The sequence below is a fragment of the Burkholderia paludis genome (genome assembly GCF_000732615.1).
Taxonomy (GTDB): domain Bacteria; phylum Pseudomonadota; class Gammaproteobacteria; order Burkholderiales; family Burkholderiaceae; genus Burkholderia; species Burkholderia paludis.
In genome coordinates, this window is record NZ_JPGL01000075.1 from 1 (window position 1) to 21802 (window position 21802).

The following is a 21802-nucleotide window of genomic DNA, read 5'->3' on the forward strand; positions in this document are numbered from 1 at the left end:
GGGGGCCGGGCTGTGCGGCGGCGGCGGGCTTCGCTGCGCCGGACGCGCGGCGGGCAGCCGCGCGCGCTTCGGCGGCGTCGCGTTCGCGGCGCTGACGGGCGAGCCGCAGGTCGTGGCGTTCGCGCGCGGCATCGGCCTGTTCCTGCGACCACGCGTCCCAGCCGGTGCGCTCGCCGGTCACCGGCAGCATCGCGATGCAGTCGACGGGGCAAGGCGGCACGCACAGGTCGCAGCCCGTGCACAGCGACGCGACGATCGTGTGCATCTGCTTCGGCGCGCCGACGATTGCGTCGACCGGGCACGCCTGCATGCACAGCGTGCAACCGATGCACAGGCTTTCGTCGATGAAGGCGACGGCGCGCGGATGCTCGCTGCCGTTGACGGGGTTCAGCGGAATCACCGGTTTGCCGAGCAGACCCGCGAGGCGCGCGATGCCTTCGGCGCCGCCGGGCGGGCACTGGTTGTAGTTCGCGTCGCCGGCGGCGATGGCCTCGGCGTACGGGCGGCAGCCGTTATAGCCGCACTTCGTGCATTGCGTCTGGGGAAGCAGATCTTCGATGCGATCCGCGAGTATTTTGGAATCGGTCACGGTGACTACGGGCGCGGCAGCGCCGAATGGCTCTCGGCCACGTCGGGCGCGGCCGGAAAGGTTTGCCAAAGCTCGATTATCGCCGATTTCCCGCATTGCGCTGGACGCCGTCTGTGCGCATAATCGAACCGCTTTTTTGCAGGGGCTCAGCAGGAGGGCGGCCGCCCGCGGCGCGCCCGTTCCCGGGCGGCCGGCGCCGAGGCGGTGGGGTGCCGGTCCGGATCACGCGGCTCACATAGCAAAACGCCACCATGAATCAGCCAAAAATCAAAAGAGATCCTGAAGGTACGCGGCGCCGCATCCTGATGGCGGCAGCCGAAGAGTTCGCGAGTGGAGGGCTGTTCGGCGCGCGCGTCGACCAGATCGCGCGCCGGGCCGAAACCAACGAGCGCATGCTCTATTACTATTTCGGCAGCAAGGAGCAGCTGTTCACGGCCGTGCTCGAACACGCGTTCGCCGCGCTGACCGAAGCCGAGCGCGTGCTCGACCTCGACGGCGTCGCGCCGGTCGAAGCCGTCACGCGGCTGGCCCATTTCGTTTGGGACTACTACCGCGACCACCCGGAGTTGCTCCGGCTCATCAACAACGAGAACCTGCACGAAGCGCGCTACCTGCACAAGTCGACGCGGATCCGCGAGATGATGTCGCCGATCGTCGCGAAGCTCGGCAACGTGCTGACGCGCGGCCAGAAGGCCGGCCTGTTCCGCACCGACGTCGATCCGCTGCGCTTCTACGTGACGCTGTCGGGGCTCGGCTACTACATCGTGTCGAACCGCTTCACGCTTGCCGCGACGCTCGGCCGCGACTTCACCGACGCCGACGAGCGCGCCGAGATGGTCCGGATGAACACCGAGGTGCTGCTCGCATATCTGCTGCGGCGCTGACCGGCGTCCGTTACCGGCGTGAACCGGCGGCCCGGGCGGGCGCCGGATGCAAAAACGCCGCCGTGCGCAGGCAACGGCGGCGTTTTGTCGTCGGGGCGCGCGGCGTCAGGCGGCCTTGCGCGCGCGTACGGTCTTGGCGCGGGCGCCGCTGCCGGCGCGCTTCGTGGCCGGTGCTGCCTTGGCGGGCACGGCGGCAGCCGGCGCCTTCGCGCGCGTGCGCTTCGCCGCGGCGGCCCGCGTCGTTTCGGTCGGCGCGTCGCCGGCCGCCGGCACGGCCGCGAGCGTCGCGGTGGCCGGCGCTTCCGGGCGATCCTTCGCGGCGCCGTGCTTCGGCTCCGGCTCGTGTTCGCGGATGAAGTCGCGCAGTTGCGGGTAAATGATCGTGCGCCAGCGGCGGCCCGAGAAGATCCCGTAGTGACCGCACTTCTCGGCGGTCAGGCTGCGGCGCTGGTCTTGCGGAATGCCGGTGCACAGCTCGTGCGCGACGTGCGTCTGGCCGCTGCCCGAGATGTCGTCGAGTTCGCCCTCGACCGTCATCAGCGCGGTGTGCCGGATGTCCTGCGGGCGCACGCGCTCGCCTGCGACGTCCCACGTACCCTCGGCCAGCCGGAATTCCTGGAACACGACGCGGATCGTTTCGAGGTAATACTCGGCGGCCATGTCGAGCACCGCGTTGTATTCGTCATAGAAACGGCGGTGCGCCTCGGCGTCGTCCTCGTCGCCGCGCAGCAGGCTCTGGTAGAAATCCCAGTGCGACTGGGCATGCCGCTCCGGGTTCATCGCGACGAAACCGGTGTGCTGCAGGAAGCCCGGATACACCTGGCGGCCTTCGCCCGGATAGTTCGCCGGCACCGTGTGGATCACGTTGTTCTCGAACCACGCGGTGGAGTGTTGGGTGGCGAGCGAGTTGACCGACGTCGGGCTGCGGCGTGCGTCGATCGGGCCGCCCATCATCGTCATCGTGAGCGGCGTATCCTCGCCGCGGCTCGCCATCAGCGAGATCGCCGCGAGCACCGGCACCGTCGGCTGGCACACCGAGATCACGTGCAGGTTGCGCGCGCCGATGTGGCGGATGAATTCCTGGATGTAGGCGATGTAGTCGTGCAGGTGGAACGGGCCGACCTCGACCGGCACCATCCGCGCATCGATCCAGTCGGTGATGTAGACCTTGTGATCCTGCAGCAGCGTGCGCACGGTGTCGCGCAGCAGCGTCGAGTGGTGGCCCGACAGCGGTGCGCAGACCAGCACGACCGGCTCGTCCTTCAGTTGCGTGACGGCGTCGGCGTCGTCCGAATAGCGTTTGAAACGCAGCAGCCGGCAGAACGGCTTCTCGACGATCGTCTGCTCGACGATCGGGATGTTGTGGCCGTCCTTGACGATCTGATGAATGTTGAATTCGGGCTTCTCGTAATCCTTGCCGAGCCGGTACATCAGTTCGTAGGCGGCGGCCATCCGCGTCGCGCCCGGCATCAGCGAGAACGGGCTCGACGGATTGGCGAACGATTTGGACGCGGCCTGGGCCCAGGCCGTCAGCGGGCTCAGCATGGCCCGCTGGAATTCGTGCAGTTGGTAAAGCATGCAGGCTACTCCCGCGTGGGGGACGGTGCGCAAGGGCGGCGTGGGGCGTCGCGGCGTGCCGTATGGGTCAGCGGCCGGCCATGTTGCACTGCGGCCGGACAATCGCGACGATCATATCGGACAAAGATGGGTGGTGCAATGCAACATTTCCCCGATTTTTCATCAAAGTTTTGCGATTTGACGTTCTCTGAACAACCCGGCCGCGCACGCGTTCAGCGCCCCGTGGCGACGGCCGGCGCGGGCTGGCCTGCCGCGCGCGCCATCGCGTCCTCGTGGTGCATCAGGTTCATCGCGGTATGCACGAGCGCCACGTGGGAGAACGCCTGCGGGAAGTTGCCGACCTGCCGTCCGGCCACCGGGTCGTATTCCTCGGCGAGCAGCCCGAGGTCGTTCGACAGCGCGAGCAGCCGGCTGAACAGGCGGTGCGCGTCGTCGATGCGGCCGAGCAGCGCGTAGTTGTCGACCAGCCAGAAGCTGCACGCGAGAAACGTGCCTTCGCCGGGCGGCAGGCCGTCGTCGTAATCGGTCGTGCGGTAGCGCATCACGAGCCCGTCGTGCAGCAATTCGCGCTCGATCGCATCGACCGTGCCGGCGATGCGCGGGTCTTCCGGCGGCAGGAAGCCGAGCAGCGGCATCAGCAGCACGCTCGCGTCGAGCTCGTCGCTGCCGTAGCTCTGGGCGAACGCCTGCTTGCCCTCGTGCCACGCGTTGTCGCATACGTCGGCGTGGATCCGCTCGCGCAGCGCGCGCCAGCGGTCGAGCGAGCCGGGCAGCCGGAACATCTCCGCCGACTTGATCGCACGGTCGAACGCGACCCACGCCATCACCTTCGAGAACGTGAAATGGCGGCGCCCGCCGCGCGTTTCCCAGATGCCTTCGTCGGGTTCCTGCCAGATCTTCTCGAGGTGATCGAGCAGCGCGCATTGCACGGACCAGACGGTGTCGTCGGCCTGCAGGCCGCCCACGCGCGCGAGGTGCAGCGCGGCCATCACCTCGCCGAACACGTCGAGCTGGAGCTGGTTCGCGGCGCCGTTGCCGACCCGGACCGGCTTCGAGTCCTGGTAGCCGGGCAGCCAGTCGAGCTCCATTTCCGGCAGCCGCCGTTCCCCGGCGATTCCGTACATGATCTGGATCTGCTCGGGCGACCCGGCCATCACGCGGCCGAGCCACGTGCGCCATGCGCGCGCCTCGTCGTAGTAGCCGCCGCGCATCAGCGCGAGCAGCGTGATCGTCGCGTCGCGCAGCCAGCAGTAGCGGTAGTCCCAGTTGCGGTTGCCGCCGATCTTCTCGGGCAGCGACGTGGTCGGCGCCGCGACGATGCCGCCGGTCGGCTCGTAGGCGAGCGCCTTCAGCGTGATCAGCGAGCGGCGCACGGCGGCCGCGTAGCGGCCCTGCACCTGGCAGCGGCCCGACCATTCGAGCCAGTAGTTCTCGGTGCGCGCGAGCATCGACAGCGGGTCGCGGGCCGGCGGCAGCCGCAGGTGCGACGCCGCGTAGCCGAGCGAGAACGGCACGCGCTGGTCGGCGCTCACCGTGAATTCCGCGAGCGTATGGAGGTTTTCCCCGGTGAGCGGCACCGGCGTGCGCAGCACGACGGTGTCGGGGCCCGCGATCGCCTTCATGCCGTCCTCGCGGGTCAGTCGCGTGACCCACGGGATCGAGAAACCGTAGTCGAAGCGCAGCACGAGCTCCATGCGCATCTTCATCTTGCCGTGGCGGCCGACGACGATCCGCACCAGTTCGGACCAGCCGTTGCCGGGCGGCATGAAGTCGATCACGGTGACGGCGCCGTCGGCGCTCTCGTAATCGGTTTCGAGAATCAGCGTGTCGCCGCGATAGCGGCGGGTCGTGTGCGTGACCGCGGCGTCGGCGGCCGGCGCGAGCAGCCAGCGGCCGTGCTCGGGCGTGCCGACGAGCGCCGCGAAGCAGGCGCCCGAATCGAAGCGGGGCCAGCACAGCCAGTCGACGGAGCCGTCTTTTGCGATCAGCGCGGCCGTGTGGCCGTCGCCGACGAGGGCGTAGTCTTCGATCAGGGCGGGCATGGGCAGGCGATCCTTTGGTATTCGCGTTCACGATGCGGACGGCAGCGGCCGGGCTGAGCGCGCCGGCGTCGCGCCCCGCGTATACTCGGCCGGGCGGCGGAGCGCATGAACGGCCGGCGCTTCGTCCTATCTCAACACTTGAAGCGACTCGATGCAAGGAGGATTCAATGCCCAACCGTTTACGTGAGCGTGACGCACGCGCTTCGACACGAGGGTTCCCGCTCAGGTTCGCTCACTGGATGAAAGGTTTCGCAATCGTGCTCTCCTTGTCCGCGACCCATGCAATGGCGCAGCAGCCGGCCGCGCCGGCCGACGGCGTCTACAACCTGCTCGTCGGCACCTACACGGGCGGCGGCAGCGACGGCATCTATGTTTACCGCTTCGATACGAAAACCGGCAGCGTCGCGCCCGTGTCGTCGGCGAAGACGGTGAATCCGTCGTACCTGTTGCCGAGCCGCGACGGTCGCACCGTCTACGCGGTCAACGAACTGCCCGGCGACGACGGGCCGGCGTCGCAGCGCGGCGGCATCAGCGCATTCCGCTTCGACGCGAAGACGGGCGCGCTGAGCTTCATCGACCGCGTGTCGTCGGAAGGGAACGATCCTTGCTACCTCGCACTGTCGCCGGACGGCAAGTACCTCGTGACCGCGAACTACTCGGTCGCGGCGGATCCGGGCGGCAGCTTCGCGGTGTTCCCGCTGCGTGACGACGGCGCGGTCGGCCAGGCCGTGCTGACCGTGCACCACGAAGGCACCGGGCCCGTGAAGGGCCGCCAGGACGGTGCGCACGTCCATTCGACGGTGTTTTCGCCGGACGGCCGCTACCTGTTCGTGCAGGATCTCGGCGCGGACAAGATCTACGGCTACCGCTACACGGTGGACGGCAGCCGCGGGCTGATCGGCCCGACCGACACGCGCTACACGCCGGTGAAGGCCGGTTCGGGCCCGCGTCACATGGTGTTCGGCGCCGACGGCCGGTTCGCGTACGTGACGAGCGAGCTCAACGCGTCGGTCGAGGTGTTCGGCTACCACGACGGCAGGCTGACGCCCGTCGAGACCGTGTCGATGACCGCGCCCGGTTTCAAGGGCAAGGTCGGCGGCGGCGCGATCCACCTGTCGCCGGACGGCCGCTTCCTGTACGTGAGCAACCGCGGCGATGCGAACGACCTCGTGATCTACGCGGTCGACCAGGCCGACGGCCGGCTGAAGCAAGTCGGCCGCCAGCCGAGCCTCGGCAGGACGCCGCGCGAGTTCCTGATCGATCCGACCGGCAAGTGGCTGATCGTCGGCAACCAGGACAGCGATACGTTCTACGTGTTCCGCCGCGACGTCGCGACCGGGGAGCTCGCCTCGGATCCGCGGAAGGTGGCGGTCGGCAAGCCGGTCGACTTCAAGCTGGTGCCGGTGCAGTAAACGAACGAGGGCGCTGCGGATGCAGCGCCCTTCGGGTTTCGGGGCGGCCGGTTTCCCGGTGCGCCCGTATCAACCGGCGGCGGCCGGCCGGCGTGCTCAGTCGGCCGCGGCCGGCACGAGCACCTCGCGGCTGCCGTTGATGCCCATCGGCGAGACCAGGCCGGCGGCTTCCATCTGCTCGACGAGGCGCGCGGCGCGGTTGTAGCCGATGCGCAACTGCCGCTGCACCGACGAGATCGACGCGCGCCGCGTGCGCACCACGAACGCGACGGCTTCGTCGTACAGCGGATCGGCTTCCGCGTCCGGCGCATCGCCGAACAGATCCTGCGTCGCGCCGTCGGCGGCCGGGCCGTCGAGGATCCCCTCCTCGTATTGCGGCTCGCCGAACTGCTTCAGGTACTCGACGATCCGGTGCACTTCCTCGTCGGCGACGAACGCGCCGTGCACGCGCTGCGGATAGCCGGTGCCCGGCGGCAGGAACAGCATGTCGCCCATGCCGAGCAGCGATTCGGCGCCCATCTGGTCGAGAATCGTGCGCGAATCGATCTTCGACGACACCTGGAACGCGACCCGCGTCGGGATGTTCGCCTTGATCAGGCCGGTAATCACGTCGACGGACGGACGCTGCGTCGCGAGGATCAGGTGGATGCCGGCCGCACGCGCCTTCTGCGCGAGCCGGGCGATCAGTTCCTCGATCTTCTTGCCGGCGACCATCATCAGGTCGGCCAGCTCGTCGATCACGACGACGATCAGCGGCAGCGTCGACAGCGGCTCGGGATCGTCGGGCGTCAGCGAGAACGGGTTGCCGATCTTCTTTTCCTTCGCTTCGGCGTCGCGGATCTTCTGGTTGAAGCCCGCGAGGTTGCGCACGCCGACGGCCGACATCAGCCGGTAGCGCTTCTCCATCTCGCCGACGCACCAGTTCAGCGCGTTCGCCGCGAGCTTCATGTCGGTGACGACCGGTGCGAGCAGGTGCGGAATGCCTTCGTAGACCGACAACTCCAGCATCTTCGGGTCGATCATGATGAGCCGCACGTCCTCGGGCGTCGCCTTGTACAGCAGCGACAGGATCATCGCGTTGATCGCGACCGATTTGCCCGAGCCCGTCGTACCGGCGACTAGCATGTGCGGCGCCTTCGCGAGATCGGTGACGATCGGGTGGCCCGTGATGTCCTTGCCCATCGCGATCGTCAGCTGCGAGGCCGAGTGCTGGTACTGGCGCGATTCGAGGATCTCCGACAGGCGGATCATCTGCCGCTTCGCGTTCGGCAGTTCGAGGCCCATGCAGGTCTTGCCGGGAATCGTCTCGACGACGCGGATCGACGTGAGGCCGAGGCCGCGCGACAGATCCTTCATCAGCCCGACGATCTGGCTGCCGCGCACGCCGAGCGCGGGTTCGATCTCGAAGCGGGTGATGACCGGGCCGGCCGACGCGCCGACCACCGTCACCGGCACCTTGAATTCCTGCAGCCGCTGTTCGATCACCTGCGCGGTTTGCGCGAGGTGCTCGTCGGTGATCGTTTCGACGTCGCCGGACGCGGGCTCGAGCAGGTCGAGCGTCGGCAGTTCGACGTTGAACGACGCGGGTGCGTGGAATTCGAACGCGTTCGGGCGCGGCGGGCGCGCCGGCGTATCGGGGGCGGGCTGCGGCGGGGCTTCGGCCGGCTCGGTCGGTTCGGTTGGCTCGGTCGCCGCCATGGCGGTTGCCTCGACAAGCGGAGCGACGGGAAGCGTCGGCACGACGGTGGCAGCAGGCGGCGCGGCGAGATGCGCGCCAGGGAGCGTGGCTGCCGGCTGCGGTACCGCGGCCGGCACGGCTGCCGGTGCGGCGGAAACATTCAGTACGGACCAGCCGGCCGGCGACGGGGGCGTCGTGGGCGTGGGCGAGGCGGTGAACGTCGTGGCGGCGATGGCGGCCGGCGCGGATGCGGACGGCGGGGCCTGCGTCGCGGCGGCGGCGCCGAAGGGCGGCGGGGAGCCCGCGCCCGGACGCGCCGGAGCTGCCGCCGCCGTGGCCATTGACGCAGCGGTGCCGGGCGACGTTGCCGTCATGCCGGAAGCGGCCGGCGGCACCGGCAGGCTGGCTACCGGTTGCAGTGCGGTTGCGCCGGAGGTTTCGGATGTGCCGATTGCCGTGCCGGTCGACGAGCCTGCCGGGGTGGCCGGCAGCGTCGGTGCGGGTGCGGAGGACGGAGCGGCGACCGAACCGAACGAGAACGTCACGGGGGCGGCGGCAACCGCTGCCGGCGTGGCTGCCTGGACGGGCGCCTGCGCCGGGGAGCTGGATGATGCAGCCGGCGTGGCGGTCGCTGCTGACGCGGCTGCGGGTGCAGCGGTCGTGGCGATCGGTGACGGTGCCGATACGTTGGCGGGCGAACTGCCGGTGACGCTTGCCACGCTGGCCGGCGCAGCCGCCGCGATTGTCGCGACGGTCGACGCCGATGCAGATCCGGCCAGCTGCGAGAGCGAAGCCGGCACGATGCCGGTCAAGCCGATCGGGAATGCCGGCGCGACAGGGGCAACGGTCGATGTCGAGGCAGCCGGTCGAGCAATCGCACCGGGTGCGGCGCCGGTCGCTCGATCCGGAGAAACGGCCGGCGTGACCGGCGTGCCGCTCGACGCGAAGGCAGGTGCCGGCACGTTCGAACCCTGTGCGGAGCCGCCGATCGGCGGCGTGGCGGCGGGCGAAGCGGCTTGCGCAACGGCAAATGGCTGGGCAGCGGCCGGCGATTTCGGCAATTCCGTGAAGGCCGGCGCATGAGGCGTGGCCGGTTGCGCGGTCGGTTGAATCGACGGCGTCCGTGCCCAATCCGTCGCTTGCGCGGTGCGCTGACCGATGGCCGGCGGCGGTGCTGCGCGTTCCGCCGTATCCGGCCCGGCGGTTTCCGACGTATCGGTCGATGCGGCCGGTGCCGAGGTTGCCGCAAACGGCCTGGTTTCGGCATGGGCGCGCGACGTCGTCTCGGCGGTCGACAACGACGGGAGGGCCGCGAATGGCGCGAGGCTCGCGACGGGTTTCGCGTCGACGTCGGCACCGGCGATGTCTCGCGTCGCGCCGTCCGCTGCCGCGCGATCGATTGCAGCGGCCGGTTGTGCGTCGTATGCGTCGTCGGTATCGATGGATACGGGTGGCTCGTGTGCGGCGATGTCGTGAACCGTTCCGGCCCTGGCCGGTACGGCGGCGGCATGGGCCGGCTCCGGTCCCGTCGCGGCCGTCGACGATTCGGCGACCGGCTTCCATGCGGACGCGTCGAACGCGGAAACCGGCGCGTCGGCGACGTCTTCCCACGGAGCGAGATCGATGGGCGCGCCGAACGACGGCGCGGGCGCGATGCCCGGGGCCTGCGGGGCGTTTGCGGTATCGACGTGGCGGATCTCGTCGCCGGCGCGGTGTGCAAGCGCGGCTTCGCCGGACGAGGCGGGCGTGACGGCGGCGCCGAAGGCCGGGGTACCCGGATCGGCAACCGGCGCCAGGAAATCGGGCGCGGCCGGCATGAACGCGTCGAGCACGATCGGCGCGGTGTCGTCATGCGCAGGCGTTGCGGCGTGTTCAACGGGAACATCGGCGGCATGCGCCGCGATGCCGTGAGTCGCGGTGAAGGTCGCCGCCGTAGCCGCGGTAGCTGCCGTAGCCGACGCCATTCCGGCCGCAGCCGCTGCCATGCCGCCGCCCACGGCGGCTGCCGCGGCGTGCGTTGCGTCGGTCGGGGGCGTAGTGCCGAGCGTCGCCCATTGCGCCGTGCTCGCTTCGATCGAGCGCAGCGTATCGTGCACGCTCGGCGCCGGCGTGATCGGCGCGGCGGGCTTTTCCGTCCACGCGTAGAGCGGCGCGCGCGCCGGCGTCGGCGGCGCCGGGCGGCGTCGCGCCGCGTCGGGCGTCGGGCCGGCCGTGCCGGCTCCCGCGACCGGTCGCACGGGCGGGCGGGGCGGTTGCGCAACGGCCGGCCGCGGCGTGACCGCGGCGCGCGGCGCGCTCGGCTTCGACGCGGCGCTGGCCGGACGAGCGGCGGTCGGACGCGGGCGGACCGGCTCGAACCCGACCGGCAGCGGGGCCGGATCGGGGCGCGGCACCTGCGAGTTCGCTGCCGCGCGCGCGAGGCTGGCGGTACTGCCGGTCGTCGGCGGCGGCATTGCGCTGCCGGGCGGGTTCGGTGCGGGGGCCGCCGGCATGCGCTGCGGCGCGGCCGGCTTCAGCCAGCCCGACGGCGCGACAGGTTCCGCGTGCGGGCGCGGCGGCGTCTTGCTGCGCGGCTTCGGCCGCGCCTGCGGGTCGGGTTTCCACAGCGTCGGGCGCGAATAGCGGCCGTTCTGGCGCGGCGCCATCGAATTGACGGTATGCGCGGTGGTCGGCTGTACGACGTCGTCGTCGCGATGCAGCGCGCTGCGCGGCAGGTCGGCGATTCCGCGCGCGTCGTCGTCGCCGCCGTCGCGCGACAGCTTGACGCCGAACGACGTGTCGACCCATGCGGCGAACTGCCGCCAGCCGATTCCGATCAGCCAGGGCAATCCGGCGAAGAACAGCACGACCATCGCGACCGGCGTGCCGATCGGGCCGAGCACGTGGGCGAGGCCGGCCGAGAGCGCATGGCCGAGCGCGTCCGTGTCGGGGCCCGACAGCGGGCTTGTCAGCGTGCAGCTCGCCACGAACACCGCGACGAAGCCGAGCCACAGGCGGATCGAGCCGCGGCCGGCGAGCCCGCCGCCGCCGGGCAGCATCGCCTGCACGAGACGCCAGAAGAGAAGGAGGAACCAGACGGCGGAGATGCCGAACCAGCCGAAGACTACCGTGTGCATGCTTTGAAACAGGAGTGGGGAGGGGCGCGCAAGGCGCGACCCGCCGAGTTTAACCGGCCGGCGAACAGGACTCCAACACGACGCGAATCCGCTTCACGCCGAGCGAGGCGTGAGCACGGCATACGCGCGTGGCGCGCCACGCAAAGGCGGTCGGTCGGCCTTTGCGCGCGCCGTGCATCAGGGGCGCCGGTGCGTGAAGGTCAGCGTCGCGCCGTCGGCGGTCACGATCTGCAGTTGCTGCGGCTCGCGCATCTGCACGCCGGTCTTGTCGACGTGGGCGAGCGCGTCGAGGAACGCGGGTTCGAGCTGGCCGCCGAGCGTATTCGGGCAGGCCATCCGCGTGCCGGCGAGCGGCCCGAAGCTCAGCAGGCCGTTCTTGATCGCGTAGGTGCCCATGTAGCGGTTGCAGCCGGAGAACCCGCTGGCGCGCCGGATGCCCGATTCGGTCGACAGCGCGAGCTTGATCGGCTCGCCGTTGTCGCCGTGCGGGATCGTGCGCGGCGTGCCGTCGGCGTTCAGCCAGCCGGTGAGTTCCCAGCTCGTGTCGTCGAGCAGCTGGACGGCGGCCGGGTTGAACGGGTCGGGCGCGGGGGCGGCGGAATCGGGGTGGGTCGGCATCGCGCAGGCGGCGAGAAGCGTGGCAAGCGTCAACGCGCACAGCGGCGCGCGCAACGGGCGAAGCAGGCCGGTGCGTGCGCGTGTGGCTGCGGACAGGTGGGACATGAGCCTCGTTCCTCTTCGGATTCTGATCAAGGCGTAAGAGTAACGCACCCGCCCCGCGGCAGGCGAGCCGACACTTCGCGCGTGAAAACGTTCGCGACCCGGGCGCGGGCCGGCGTCGGCGCGGCGCAACGCCCCGGATCCGTGCCGCGTCGCGTGTTAACATCGGAGCCGTTTTCGTCCTCCACCAGAAGCGGGAATTCACATGCAGATCGGTCAGCGGCTCGGTACGCCGCTTTCACCCTCGGCCACGCGCGTCATGCTGCTCGGCGCCGGCGAGCTCGGCAAGGAAGTCATCATCGCGTTGCAGCGTCTCGGCGTCGAAGTCGTGGCGGTCGACCGCTATCCGGACGCGCCGGGCCATCAGGTCGCGCATCGCGCGCACGTGATCGACATGACGGATGCCGCCGCGCTGCGGGCGATCGTCGAAGCCGAGAAGCCGCACCTGATCGTGCCCGAGATCGAGGCGATCGCGACCGACGCGCTCGCGGCGATCGAGGCGGCCGGCCTCGCCGAGGTGATTCCGACCGCGCGCGCGACGCAGCTCACGATGAACCGCGAAGGGATCCGCCGGCTCGCGGCCGAGTCGCTCGGCCTGCCGACGTCGCCGTATGCGTTCGCGGATTCGTTCGAGGCGTTCGAGGCGGCCGTCGCGAAGATCGGCATGCCGTGCGTCGTGAAACCGGTGATGTCGTCGTCGGGCAAGGGGCAATCGGTCTTGAAGACCGGGGCCGACGTGCGGCCCGCGTGGGACTACGCGATGGCGGGCGGGCGCGTGAATCACGGCCGCGTGATCGTCGAGGGCTTCATCGATTTCGACTACGAGATCACGCAGCTGACCGTGCGCGCGATCGACCCGGCGACCGGCGATACGCGCACCTATTTCTGCGAGCCGGTCGGCCACGTGCAGGTCGCGGGCGACTACGTCGAGTCGTGGCAGCCGCAGCCGATGAGCGCGGCGGCGCTGGAGAAATCGCGCGAGATCGCGCACAAGGTGACCGAGGCGCTCGGCGGGCGCGGGCTGTTCGGCGTCGAGCTGTTCGTGCGCGGCGACGACGTGTGGTTCTCCGAGGTGAGCCCGCGGCCGCACGATACGGGCCTCGTCACGCTCGCGTCGCAGCGCCAGTCGGAATTCGAGCTGCATGCGCGCGCGATTCTCGGGCTGCCGGTCGATCCGGCGCTCGGTACGCCGGCTGCGTCGGCCGTGATCTACGGCGGGCTCGACGAGCGCGGGATCGCGTTCGAAGGCGTGCGCGACGCGCTTGCGGTGCCGGGCGCCGACCTGCGCCTGTTCGGCAAGCCGGAAAGCTTCGCGAAACGGCGCATGGGCGTGGCGCTGGCGACCGGCGCGACCGTCGACGAGGCCCGCGAACGCGCGAAGCGCGCCGCCGCGGCCGTCCGGCCCGTGTCGGCCCGCTGATTGCACCAGGAGAGAACGATGGCGCCGAAGTGGTTGCGTATCGGAAAGCTGGGCGTCGCACTGGCGCTTGTCGCGAGTCTCACGGGTTGCGGCCTCGCGGCCGCGCCGTGCCGGGTCGCATCGGCCGGGCTCAAGATCGTGCCGCTCGTCGGCCATGTCGCGGCCGCGCCGACGGATGCGTGCGCGGACGTGATCGATCCCTGAGCGAGGCCCGCGCGCTCGCCCACCATGAATGGCGCGCCCCGCGAGGGCGCGCTCCCACCCGTCTCGTGAGAGGACCCGCATGATTCGCCAGACCTTCGCCGCGCTCGCGCTGGCCGGCGCCGCCGTTTCCGTCGCGCATGCCGCGCAACTGACCGTCGAGGAAATCGACGCCGATTCGCGCCAGTTCGCCGTCTACCAGTGCGCGAACCAGAAGCAGCCGGTACGCGTGTCGTACTGGCTCGCGGGCAACGGCCAGAGCTTCGCGCTCGTGCCGGTCAACGGGCGGCAGATGCTGTTCGTCGATACCGTATCGGCGTCGGGCGCACGCTACCAGGCCGGCCGCTATTCGTGGTGGACGAAGGGCAAGGAAGCGATGCTGCGCGACGAGATTGCCGACCAGAGTGCGCCGCCGCTGCTGGGCGATTGCGTGCAGGTCGACAAGAAAAAGAAGAAGGGCTGAGCGCCGGGTACGGGCGTGGGGCGTGCCGGCCGCGGTCGGTTCGTCGCCGTCTGGCGGGCCGCCGGGCTTGCCGGGCGGGGTTGCGAGCCGGCCGCCGACGATCCGGCGCGACTTCCCTGGATCAGGCCCCTGATATTATCCGCCCGCCTATCGGGGCTGCCCGATCGGGCCGCTCGGCGGTCGTACGGGCCCGCCCCGGCCGGCTGAACGAACCGCCGTCGAGGTCGTTCGTGGCGTTGTCACGGACAGATGGCCGCGCAGTGCTACAATACGGCCCTTTCCGCCGGCATTCGCGCCGAACGGAGTCCGCACGGCCTGGCGTCCAGCGTTCGCATTGAACCGGTCCCAAGCGCCAGAGCGGCGCCGCGCGGCGCGCCGCGGCTCCGTCTATTTCCGAATTGTGATGAGCGCAGGCCCGGCTGGCCTGACGCACGATGTCCCCGCCGCGCCTTTTGAGCGAAACGCCACCATGTCCGATTCTGTCGCCAAGCCCGTCGACGCAACCTTCGATCAATTCGGCCTTGCCGCCGATATCCTGAAAGCCATTGCGGAGCAGGGCTATACGACGCCGACGCCGATCCAGGCGCAGGCCATTCCGGTCGTGCTCGCCGGCCGCGACGTCATGGGCGCCGCGCAAACGGGTACCGGCAAGACCGCGAGTTTCTCGCTGCCGATCATCCAGCGCCTGCTGCCGCAGGCCAACACGAGCGCGTCGCCCGCGCGCCACCCGGTGCGCGCGCTGATCCTCACGCCGACCCGCGAACTCGCCGACCAGGTCGCCGCGAACGTGCACGCGTATGCGAAGCACACGCCGCTGCGCAGCGCGGTCGTGTTCGGCGGCGTCGACATGAACCCGCAGATGGCCGAGCTGCGACGCGGCGTCGAGATCCTGATCGCGACGCCGGGCCGCCTGCTCGACCACGTGCAGCAGAAGACGGCCAACCTCGGCCAGGTGCAGATCCTCGTGCTCGACGAGGCCGACCGGATGCTCGACATGGGCTTCCTGCCCGATCTGCAGCGCATCCTGAACCTGCTGCCCAAGGATCGCCAGACGCTGCTGTTCTCGGCCACCTTCTCGCCGGAAATCAAGAAGCTCGCGTCGACCTACCTGCGCAATCCGCAGACGATCGAGGTCGCGCGCAGCAACTCGACCAACGCGAACGTCACGCAGATCGTCTACGACGTCGCCGAAGGCGACAAGCAGGCGGCCGTCGTGCAACTGCTGCGCGATCGCGGCCTCAAGCAGGTGATCGTGTTCTGCAACAGCAAGATCGGCGCGAGCCGGCTGGCGCGCAACCTCGAGCGCGACGGCGTGGTCGCGTCGGCGATCCACGGCGACAAGACGCAGATCGAGCGGATGCAGGCGCTCGACGCGTTCAAGCGCGGCGAGATCGAGGCGCTGGTCGCGACCGACGTGGCCGCGCGCGGCCTCGACATCGCCGAGCTGCCGGCCGTGATCAACTTCGACCTGCCGTTCAGCGCCGAAGACTACGTGCACCGGATCGGCCGTACCGGCCGCGCGGGTGCGACGGGCGATGCGCTGTCGCTGTGCAGCCCGAACGAGCGCAAGCAGCTCGCCGATATCGAGAAGCTGATCAAGCGTCCGCTCGACGTGCAGACGCTCGTGCTCGACAAGCCGGCGCGTCATCGTCACGACGACCGTGGTGAGCGTGGCGACCGTGGCGACCGCAACAGCGAGCAGCGGGGCGGCGAACGTGGCGGTGAGCGCGGCGGCCGTCGCGATCGCGACGAACATCGCGGTGCGTCGGGGCGCCGCCCGGGCAGTTCCGAGCGCGGTCATCACCGCCGCCACGAGGCGCCGGTCGACGATTTCTTCCTGAAGCCGTATGAGCCGTCGGCCTCGGCGAAACAGCCGGACGACGTGCAGCCGGCGCAGCAGCCGGAGAAGAAGGGGCCGAAGCGTCAGGTCGCCGCGCTGCTCGGCGGGTTCGGGATGCCGCGCAAGCCGTCGGCATAAGCCGGGCGGAGGGAACGGTGCGGCGCGCGAGCGCCGCGGGACAAGCGGGTGCATGCGACGAGCATGTGCCCGTTTTTCATTGGGGCCGTGGCCGGCGGGCTGGGAGGGTGCTGATTGGCGCGCCGGCGGGCGATGCATCTGTCGTGCTGCCGGCTGAGATGGCCGCCCAACCGGGCGCGCCGGCCGCCGTCAGTTCGCCTGCGGCCCGAAGCGCCGCGCCCACGCGGCCGTCGCCGCCGCGTAGAACGCATCGAGTGTCGTACCGGCGAGCGCGCCGTCGGGCGCGAGGCCCAGATGTGCGGCCGCGGCCTGCAGCGCCGGCAGCGGATCGTCGCGCTCGAGCGCGGTCGCGCCCGTCTGCTTGCTGAGTTTTTCGCCGTTCGCATCGACGACGACGGGCACATGCAGGTATTGCGGGGTCGGCACACCGAGGCAGTGCTGCAGGTAGATCTGGCGCGCGGTCGAGTCGAGCAGGTCGGCGCCGCGCACGACGTGCGTGATGTGCGCCTCGGCATCGTCGACGACGACCGCGAGCTGATAGGCCCATTGCCCGTCCGCGCGCTTCAGCACGAAATCGCCGACTTCGGTCGCGAGGTTCTGCGATTGCGTGTGTTGCCAGCGATCGTCGAACGTGACGATCGCGGCGTCTCCGTCCGGCACGCGCAGCCGCCACGCGCGCGCGGGCTTGCCATGCAGGCCGGTGCGGCAGGTGCCCGGGTAGGCGAGCGTCGTGTGGCGTTCGTGCGCGGCGCTCAGCGAATCGGCGATTTCCTTGCGCGTGCAGCCGCACGGATAGACGAACCCGGCTGCGACGAGCCGTTCGAGCGCGGCCGTATAGGCCGCATCGCGCGTGCTTTGCCAGACGGGCGGTTCGTCCGGCGTCATGCCGAAATGCGCGAGCGTCGCGAGGATGCCGTCGGCCGCGCCGGGGACCGTGCGCGGGCCGTCGAGATCCTCGATGCGCACGAGCCACGCGCCGCCGTGTGCGCGCGCGTCGAGCCAGCTCGCGAGCGCGCCGACCAGCGAGCCGAAGTGCAGCGGGCCCGTGGGCGACGGCGCGAAGCGGCCGCGATAGGCGGTCATCAGGGCGCGGGGCAGCGCGCGGTTACGCGGCGCTGGCCGCCGGTGCGCAGGCCGGGCACGACTCGCCGGGCACGTAGCTCGGCGATTGCTGCGCCTCTGGCGTGACGACCGCGCGGCACGCGAAGCACGTGACGTTCTCGGTGGGCTGGAGCTGCGGATTCAGCGCGGTGCGGTAGTCGAACACGAAGCAGTCGCCGTGATAGTGCGCGCCGCCGACTTCCTCGAAGTACTTCAGGATCCCGCCTTCGAGCTGGTACACGTTCTCGATGCCGATTTCCTTCATGTGGATCGCGGCCTTCTCGCAGCGGATGCCGCCCGTGCAGAACGACACGACCGTCTTGCCCTCGAGGTCGGCGCGGTTCGCGTCGATGACTTCCGGGAATTCGCTGAACTTGTCGATCCGGTAGTCGAGCGCGTCGTCGAACGTGCCGACGTCGACCTCGAACGCATTGCGCGTGTCGAGCATCACGACCGGGCGGCCCGTGTCGTCGTGGCCGCGGTCAAGCCATGCCTTCAGCGTGCGCGCGTCGACGAACGGCGCGCGGCCGAGTTCCGGCTTGATCGCGGGCTTCTTCATCGTGATGATCTCGCGCTTCAGGCGCACGAGCATGCGGCGGAACGGCTGCGAGTCGGACAGGCTCTCCTTGAACTGCAGCGTCGCGAACTTGCCTTCGAACAGCGGATCGTGGCGAATGTACGCGATGAACGCGTCGGCGGCTTCACGCGTACCGGCGATGAACAGGTTGATGCCTTCCGGCGCGAGCAGGATCGTGCCGCGCAGGCCGAGTTCGTTGCAGCGGGCGGTGACGAGCGGGCGCCATTGCTCGGTCGCGTCGAGCGACACGAAGTGGTAGGCGGCGAGGTTGACGATGGTCATGATGGTCCGACGGGAAAACGGCCGCACGGCGGCCCGCAAAAAAGGGTGCGAAGCCGGGGCGTGGATTCGAAAAACCGTATTATCCCGCAAACCGCGCCCGGGCCGGCATCCGGCCGTTCGGCCAGTCGCGCGACTTAGGGTCGCGCGCATCGGCCGAACGGCCGGTGCGGGGATTTTTTGGGCAGCCGTCGCGGCGGGGCGGCTACAATAGCGCCCATGTCAGATCCTCGCTTCGTCCATCTCCGCGTTCACTCCGAATTCTCGATTGCCGACGGCATCGTGCGCATTGACGACATCGTCAAGGCGGCGGCCGCCGACGGTCAGGGTGCGCTCGCGCTCACCGATCTCGGCAACGCATTCGGCCTCGTCCGTTTCTACCAGGAAGCCCGCGGCAAGGGCATCAAGCCGATCGCCGGCTGCGACGTCTGGATCGCCAATCCGGACGATCGCGACAAGCCGTCGCGGCTGCTGCTGCTCGTCAAGGACAAGACCGGCTACCTGAATCTCTGCGAGCTGCTGTCGAAGGCTTGGCTCACGAACCAGTACCGCGGCCGCGCGGAACTCGACGCGAGCTGGCTCGACGGCGAGCTCGCGCAGGGGCTGCTCGCGCTGTCGGGCGCGCAGCAGGGCGACATCGGGCTCGCGCTGGCCGCCGGCAACGAAGACGCCGCGCGCCGTCACGCCGAACGCTGGGCGAAGGTGTTCCCGGGCGGCTTCTACATCGAGCTGCAGCGTTATGGCCAGCCGGGCGCCGAGGCGTACATCCAGCAGGCCGCGACGCTCGCCGCGGCGCTGAAGCTGCCGGTCGTCGCGACGCACCCGACGCAGTTCATGACCGACGACGATTTCACCGCGCATGAAGCACGCGTGTGCATTTCGGAAGGCGACATCCTCGCGAACCCGCGGCGCCAGAAGCGCTTTACGACCGACCAGTACTTCCGCACGCAGGAAGGCATGGCCGCGCTGTTCGCCGATCTGCCGTCGGCGATCGCCAACACGGTGGAGATCGCGAAGCGCTGCAACCTGAAGCTCGAGCTCGGCAAGCCGAAACTGCCGCTGTTCCCGACGCCGGACGGCATGTCGCTCGACGACTACCTGGTCCAGCTGTCGAAGGAAGGGCTCGAGACGCGGCTCGTACAGCTGTATCCGGTCGAAGCCGAACGCGACGCGCAGCGCGACACGTACTACAAGCGCCTCGAATTCGAGTGCGGGACCATCACGAAGATGGGCTTTCCCGGCTACTTCCTGATCGTCGCGGACTTCATCAACTGGGCGAAGAACAATGGCGTGCCGGTCGGCCCGGGTCGCGGCTCCGGCGCCGGTTCGCTGGTCGCGTACGCGCTCGGCATTACCGACCTCGACCCGCTGCGCTACAACCTGCTGTTCGAGCGCTTCCTGAACCCGGAACGCGTGTCGATGCCCGACTTCGACATCGACTTCTGCCAGCACGGCCGCGATCGCGTGATCCAGTACGTGAAGGAGAAATACGGCGCGGACGCCGTATCGCAGATCGCGACCTTCGGCACGATGGCCGCGAAGGCGGCCGTGCGCGACATCGGCCGCGTGCTCGATCTCGGCTACATGTTCACCGACGGCGTCGCGAAGCTGATCCCGTTCAAGCCCGGCAAGCACGTGACGATCGCCGACGCGATGAAGGAGGAGCCGCAGCTTCAGGAGCGCTACGACCACGAGGACGAAGTCCACCAGCTGCTCGATCTCGCGCAGCGCGTCGAGGGCCTCACGCGCAACGTCGGGATGCACGCGGGCGGCGTGCTGATCGCGCCCGGCAAGCTGACCGATTTCTGCCCGCTGTACACGCAGGGCGACGACGGCGGCGTCGTCAGCCAGTACGACAAGGACGACGTCGAGGCAGTCGGCCTCGTGAAGTTCGACTTTCTGGGCCTCACGACGCTGACGATCCTCGACTGGGCCGAGCGCTACATTCGCCGCCTCGATCCGTCGAAGGCCGACTGGTCGCTCGCGCAGGTGCCGCTCGACGACGCCGCATCGTTCCAGATCCTGAAGAAGGCCAACACGGTCGCGGTGTTCCAGCTGGAAAGCCGCGGGATGCAGGGCATGCTGAAGGATGCGCAGCCCGACCGCTTCGAGGACATCATCGCGCTCGTGTCGTTGTATCGTCCGGGCCCGATGGACCTGATTCCGAGCTTCTGCGCGCGGAAGCACGGCCGCGAGAAGGTCGAGTATCCGGATCCGCGCGTCGAACCCGTCCTGAAAGAGACCTACGGCATCATGGTCTATCAGGAGCAGGTGATGCAGATGGCGCAGATCATCGGCGGCTACTCGCTCGGCGGCGCGGACTTGCTGCGCCGCGCGATGGGCAAGAAGAAGCCCGAGGAGATGGTCAAGCACCGCGAGATCTTCGCCGAGGGTGCGGCGAAGAACGGCCTCACGCGCGAGAAGTCCGACGAAATCTTCGACCTGATGGAGAAGTTCGCGGGCTACGGCTTCAACAAGTCGCACGCGGCTGCCTATGCGCTGCTCGCGTACTACACCGCGTGGCTGAAGGCGCACCATCCGGCCGAATTCATGGCGGCCAACATGACGCTCGCGATGGACGACACCGACAAGGTGAAGATCCTGTTCGACGACTGCGTCGTGAACAACCTCGCCGTGCTGCCGCCGGACATCAACCAGTCGCACTACCGGTTCGAGCCCGTCGCCGAAGCCGACGGCAAGCGTTCGCGCACGATCCGCTACGGCCTCGGCGCGGTGAAGGGCAGCGGCCAGAACGCGATCGAGGAAATCCTGCGCGCCCGCGAGGAGAAGGCGTTCACCGACCTGTTCGACTTCTGCGAGCGGATCGACCGGCGTGTCGTCAACCGCCGCACGGTCGAGGCGCTGATCCGCGCCGGTGCGTTCGATTCGCTGAACACGAACCGCGCGCAGCTGATCGCGTCGGTGCCGCTCGCGATGGAAGCGGCCGACCAGGCCGAGGCGAACGCGATGCAGGCCGGCCTGTTCGACATGGGCGCCGAATCGCCGCACGCGCATGCGCTCGTCGACGAGCCGGCGTGGGACGACAAGCGCCGCCTGCAGGAAGAAAAGGGCGCGCTCGGTTTCTACCTGTCCGGCCACCTGTTCGACGCGTATCGCGACGAGGTGCGCCGCTTCGTGCGGCAGAAGGTCGGCGATCTGAAGGAGGGGCGCGACAAGCTCGTCGCCGGCATCATCGCGTCGCTGCGCACGCAGATGACCCAGCGCGGCAAGATGCTGATCGCGCTGCTCGACGACGGCTCGGGCCAGTGCGAGATCACGATCTTCAACGAGCAGTTCGAGGCGAACAAGGCGCTGTTCAAGGAAGACGAGTTGCTGATCGTGCAGGGGCAGGCCCGCAACGACGCGTTCACGGGCGGCATCCGCTTCACGGCCGACACGGTGATGGATCTCGAGCGCGCACGCAGCCGCTATGCGCAGGCCGTGCGGCTGACGATGAACGGCAATGCCGATGCGGACGCGCTGCGCCGCGTGCTCGAGCCGCACGTATCGAAGGACGATCCGGCGGCCGCGCCGGCGGTCGAAGCGCCCGCGCCGCGCGGCGGCGGTCGCGACGGCGGGCGCCGCCCGCAGGCGCCGCTGCCGAACGGGCTCGCGGTCCAGATCCACTACAGCAACGCGCGGGCACAGGGTGAAATGCGTCTCGGCGATGCGTGGCGCGTGAAGCCGAGTGATGCGCTGCTGGCCGAGCTGCGTGCGGCGTTCGACGGCAGCGCCGTCGAGATCGCGTATTGAACGGGCTGAGC

14 protein-coding genes are annotated in these 21802 nt (G+C 69.6%); 7 read left to right on the forward strand and 7 right to left on the reverse strand.

Annotated features, from left to right (window positions below):
• On the reverse strand, positions 1-685 hold a 685-nt coding region (gene rsxB / locus GQ56_RS0133575), incomplete at its 3' end, for an electron transport complex subunit RsxB (protein WP_043301720.1).
• A gap of 155 nt (positions 686-840) precedes the next feature.
• On the opposite strand from rsxB, the gene GQ56_RS0133580 reads away from it, so the two are divergent.
• Positions 841-1473 (forward strand): TetR family transcriptional regulator, encoded by a 633-nt coding sequence (locus GQ56_RS0133580; protein ID WP_031402828.1) that lies wholly within the window; start codon positions 841-843, stop codon positions 1471-1473.
• A gap of 105 nt (positions 1474-1578) precedes the next feature.
• On the opposite strand, the gene GQ56_RS0133585 is transcribed toward GQ56_RS0133580, so the two are convergent.
• Together GQ56_RS0133585 and GQ56_RS0133590 are read right to left on the reverse strand one after the other, a co-directional pair.
• A complete protein-coding gene (locus GQ56_RS0133585) occupies positions 1579-3051 on the reverse strand; it encodes a polyhydroxyalkanoate depolymerase (protein WP_031402829.1) in 1473 nt (490 codons plus the stop codon).
• A gap of 212 nt (positions 3052-3263) precedes the next feature.
• Positions 3264-5093, reverse strand: coding sequence for a glycoside hydrolase family 15 protein (locus GQ56_RS0133590; RefSeq protein WP_031402830.1), 1830 nt, complete (start codon positions 5091-5093; stop codon positions 3264-3266).
• A gap of 167 nt (positions 5094-5260) precedes the next feature.
• On the opposite strand from GQ56_RS0133590, the gene GQ56_RS0133595 reads away from it, so the two are divergent.
• Entirely contained in the window at positions 5261-6505 is a 1245-nt protein-coding gene (locus GQ56_RS0133595; RefSeq protein WP_152601939.1) for a lactonase family protein, read from the forward strand.
• A gap of 96 nt (positions 6506-6601) precedes the next feature.
• Here the strand turns inward: GQ56_RS0133595 and GQ56_RS0133600 are convergent, their stop codons facing one another.
• Complete coding sequence (locus GQ56_RS0133600) at positions 6602-11299, reverse strand: FtsK/SpoIIIE family DNA translocase (RefSeq protein WP_031402832.1); 4698 nt, start codon at positions 11297-11299, stop codon at positions 6602-6604.
• 177 nt (positions 11300-11476) lie between these two features.
• The gene (locus GQ56_RS0133605; protein ID WP_031402833.1) at positions 11477-12022 is read right to left on the reverse strand and encodes an META domain-containing protein; all 546 of its coding nucleotides are present in this window, start codon (positions 12020-12022) and stop codon (positions 11477-11479) included.
• 202 nt (positions 12023-12224) lie between these two features.
• On the opposite strand from GQ56_RS0133605, the gene purT reads away from it, so the two are divergent.
• From purT to GQ56_RS0133625, 4 genes are all read left to right on the forward strand, one after another.
• Positions 12225-13439 (forward strand): formate-dependent phosphoribosylglycinamide formyltransferase, encoded by a 1215-nt coding sequence (gene purT / locus GQ56_RS0133610; protein ID WP_031402834.1) that lies wholly within the window; start codon positions 12225-12227, stop codon positions 13437-13439.
• Positions 13440-13457: 18 nt separating this feature from the next.
• Entirely contained in the window at positions 13458-13643 is a 186-nt protein-coding gene (locus GQ56_RS0133615; RefSeq protein WP_031402835.1) for a DUF6726 family protein, read from the forward strand.
• Between the two features lie 79 nt (positions 13644-13722).
• Entirely contained in the window at positions 13723-14103 is a 381-nt protein-coding gene (locus GQ56_RS0133620; protein WP_031402836.1) for an MliC family protein, read from the forward strand.
• A gap of 403 nt (positions 14104-14506) precedes the next feature.
• Positions 14507-16081: a DEAD/DEAH box helicase gene (locus GQ56_RS0133625; protein ID WP_043301719.1), complete on the forward strand. Its 1575-nt coding sequence runs from the start codon at positions 14507-14509 to the stop codon at positions 16079-16081.
• 189 nt (positions 16082-16270) lie between these two features.
• Here the strand turns inward: GQ56_RS0133625 and gluQRS are convergent, their stop codons facing one another.
• Together gluQRS and GQ56_RS0133635 are read right to left on the reverse strand one after the other, a co-directional pair.
• A complete protein-coding gene (gluQRS, locus tag GQ56_RS0133630) occupies positions 16271-17167 on the reverse strand; it encodes a tRNA glutamyl-Q(34) synthetase GluQRS (protein ID WP_200878017.1) in 897 nt (298 codons plus the stop codon).
• Between the two features lie 19 nt (positions 17168-17186).
• Positions 17187-18041 (reverse strand): sulfurtransferase, encoded by an 855-nt coding sequence (locus GQ56_RS0133635; protein WP_031402839.1) that lies wholly within the window; start codon positions 18039-18041, stop codon positions 17187-17189.
• A 216-nt stretch (positions 18042-18257) separates the two neighbouring features.
• Between GQ56_RS0133635 and dnaE the strand changes: the two genes are divergently transcribed.
• The gene (gene dnaE, locus GQ56_RS0133640) at positions 18258-21791 is read left to right on the forward strand and encodes a DNA polymerase III subunit alpha (protein WP_031402840.1); all 3534 of its coding nucleotides are present in this window, start codon (positions 18258-18260) and stop codon (positions 21789-21791) included.
• The last annotated feature ends 11 nt before the right edge of the window (positions 21792-21802 follow it).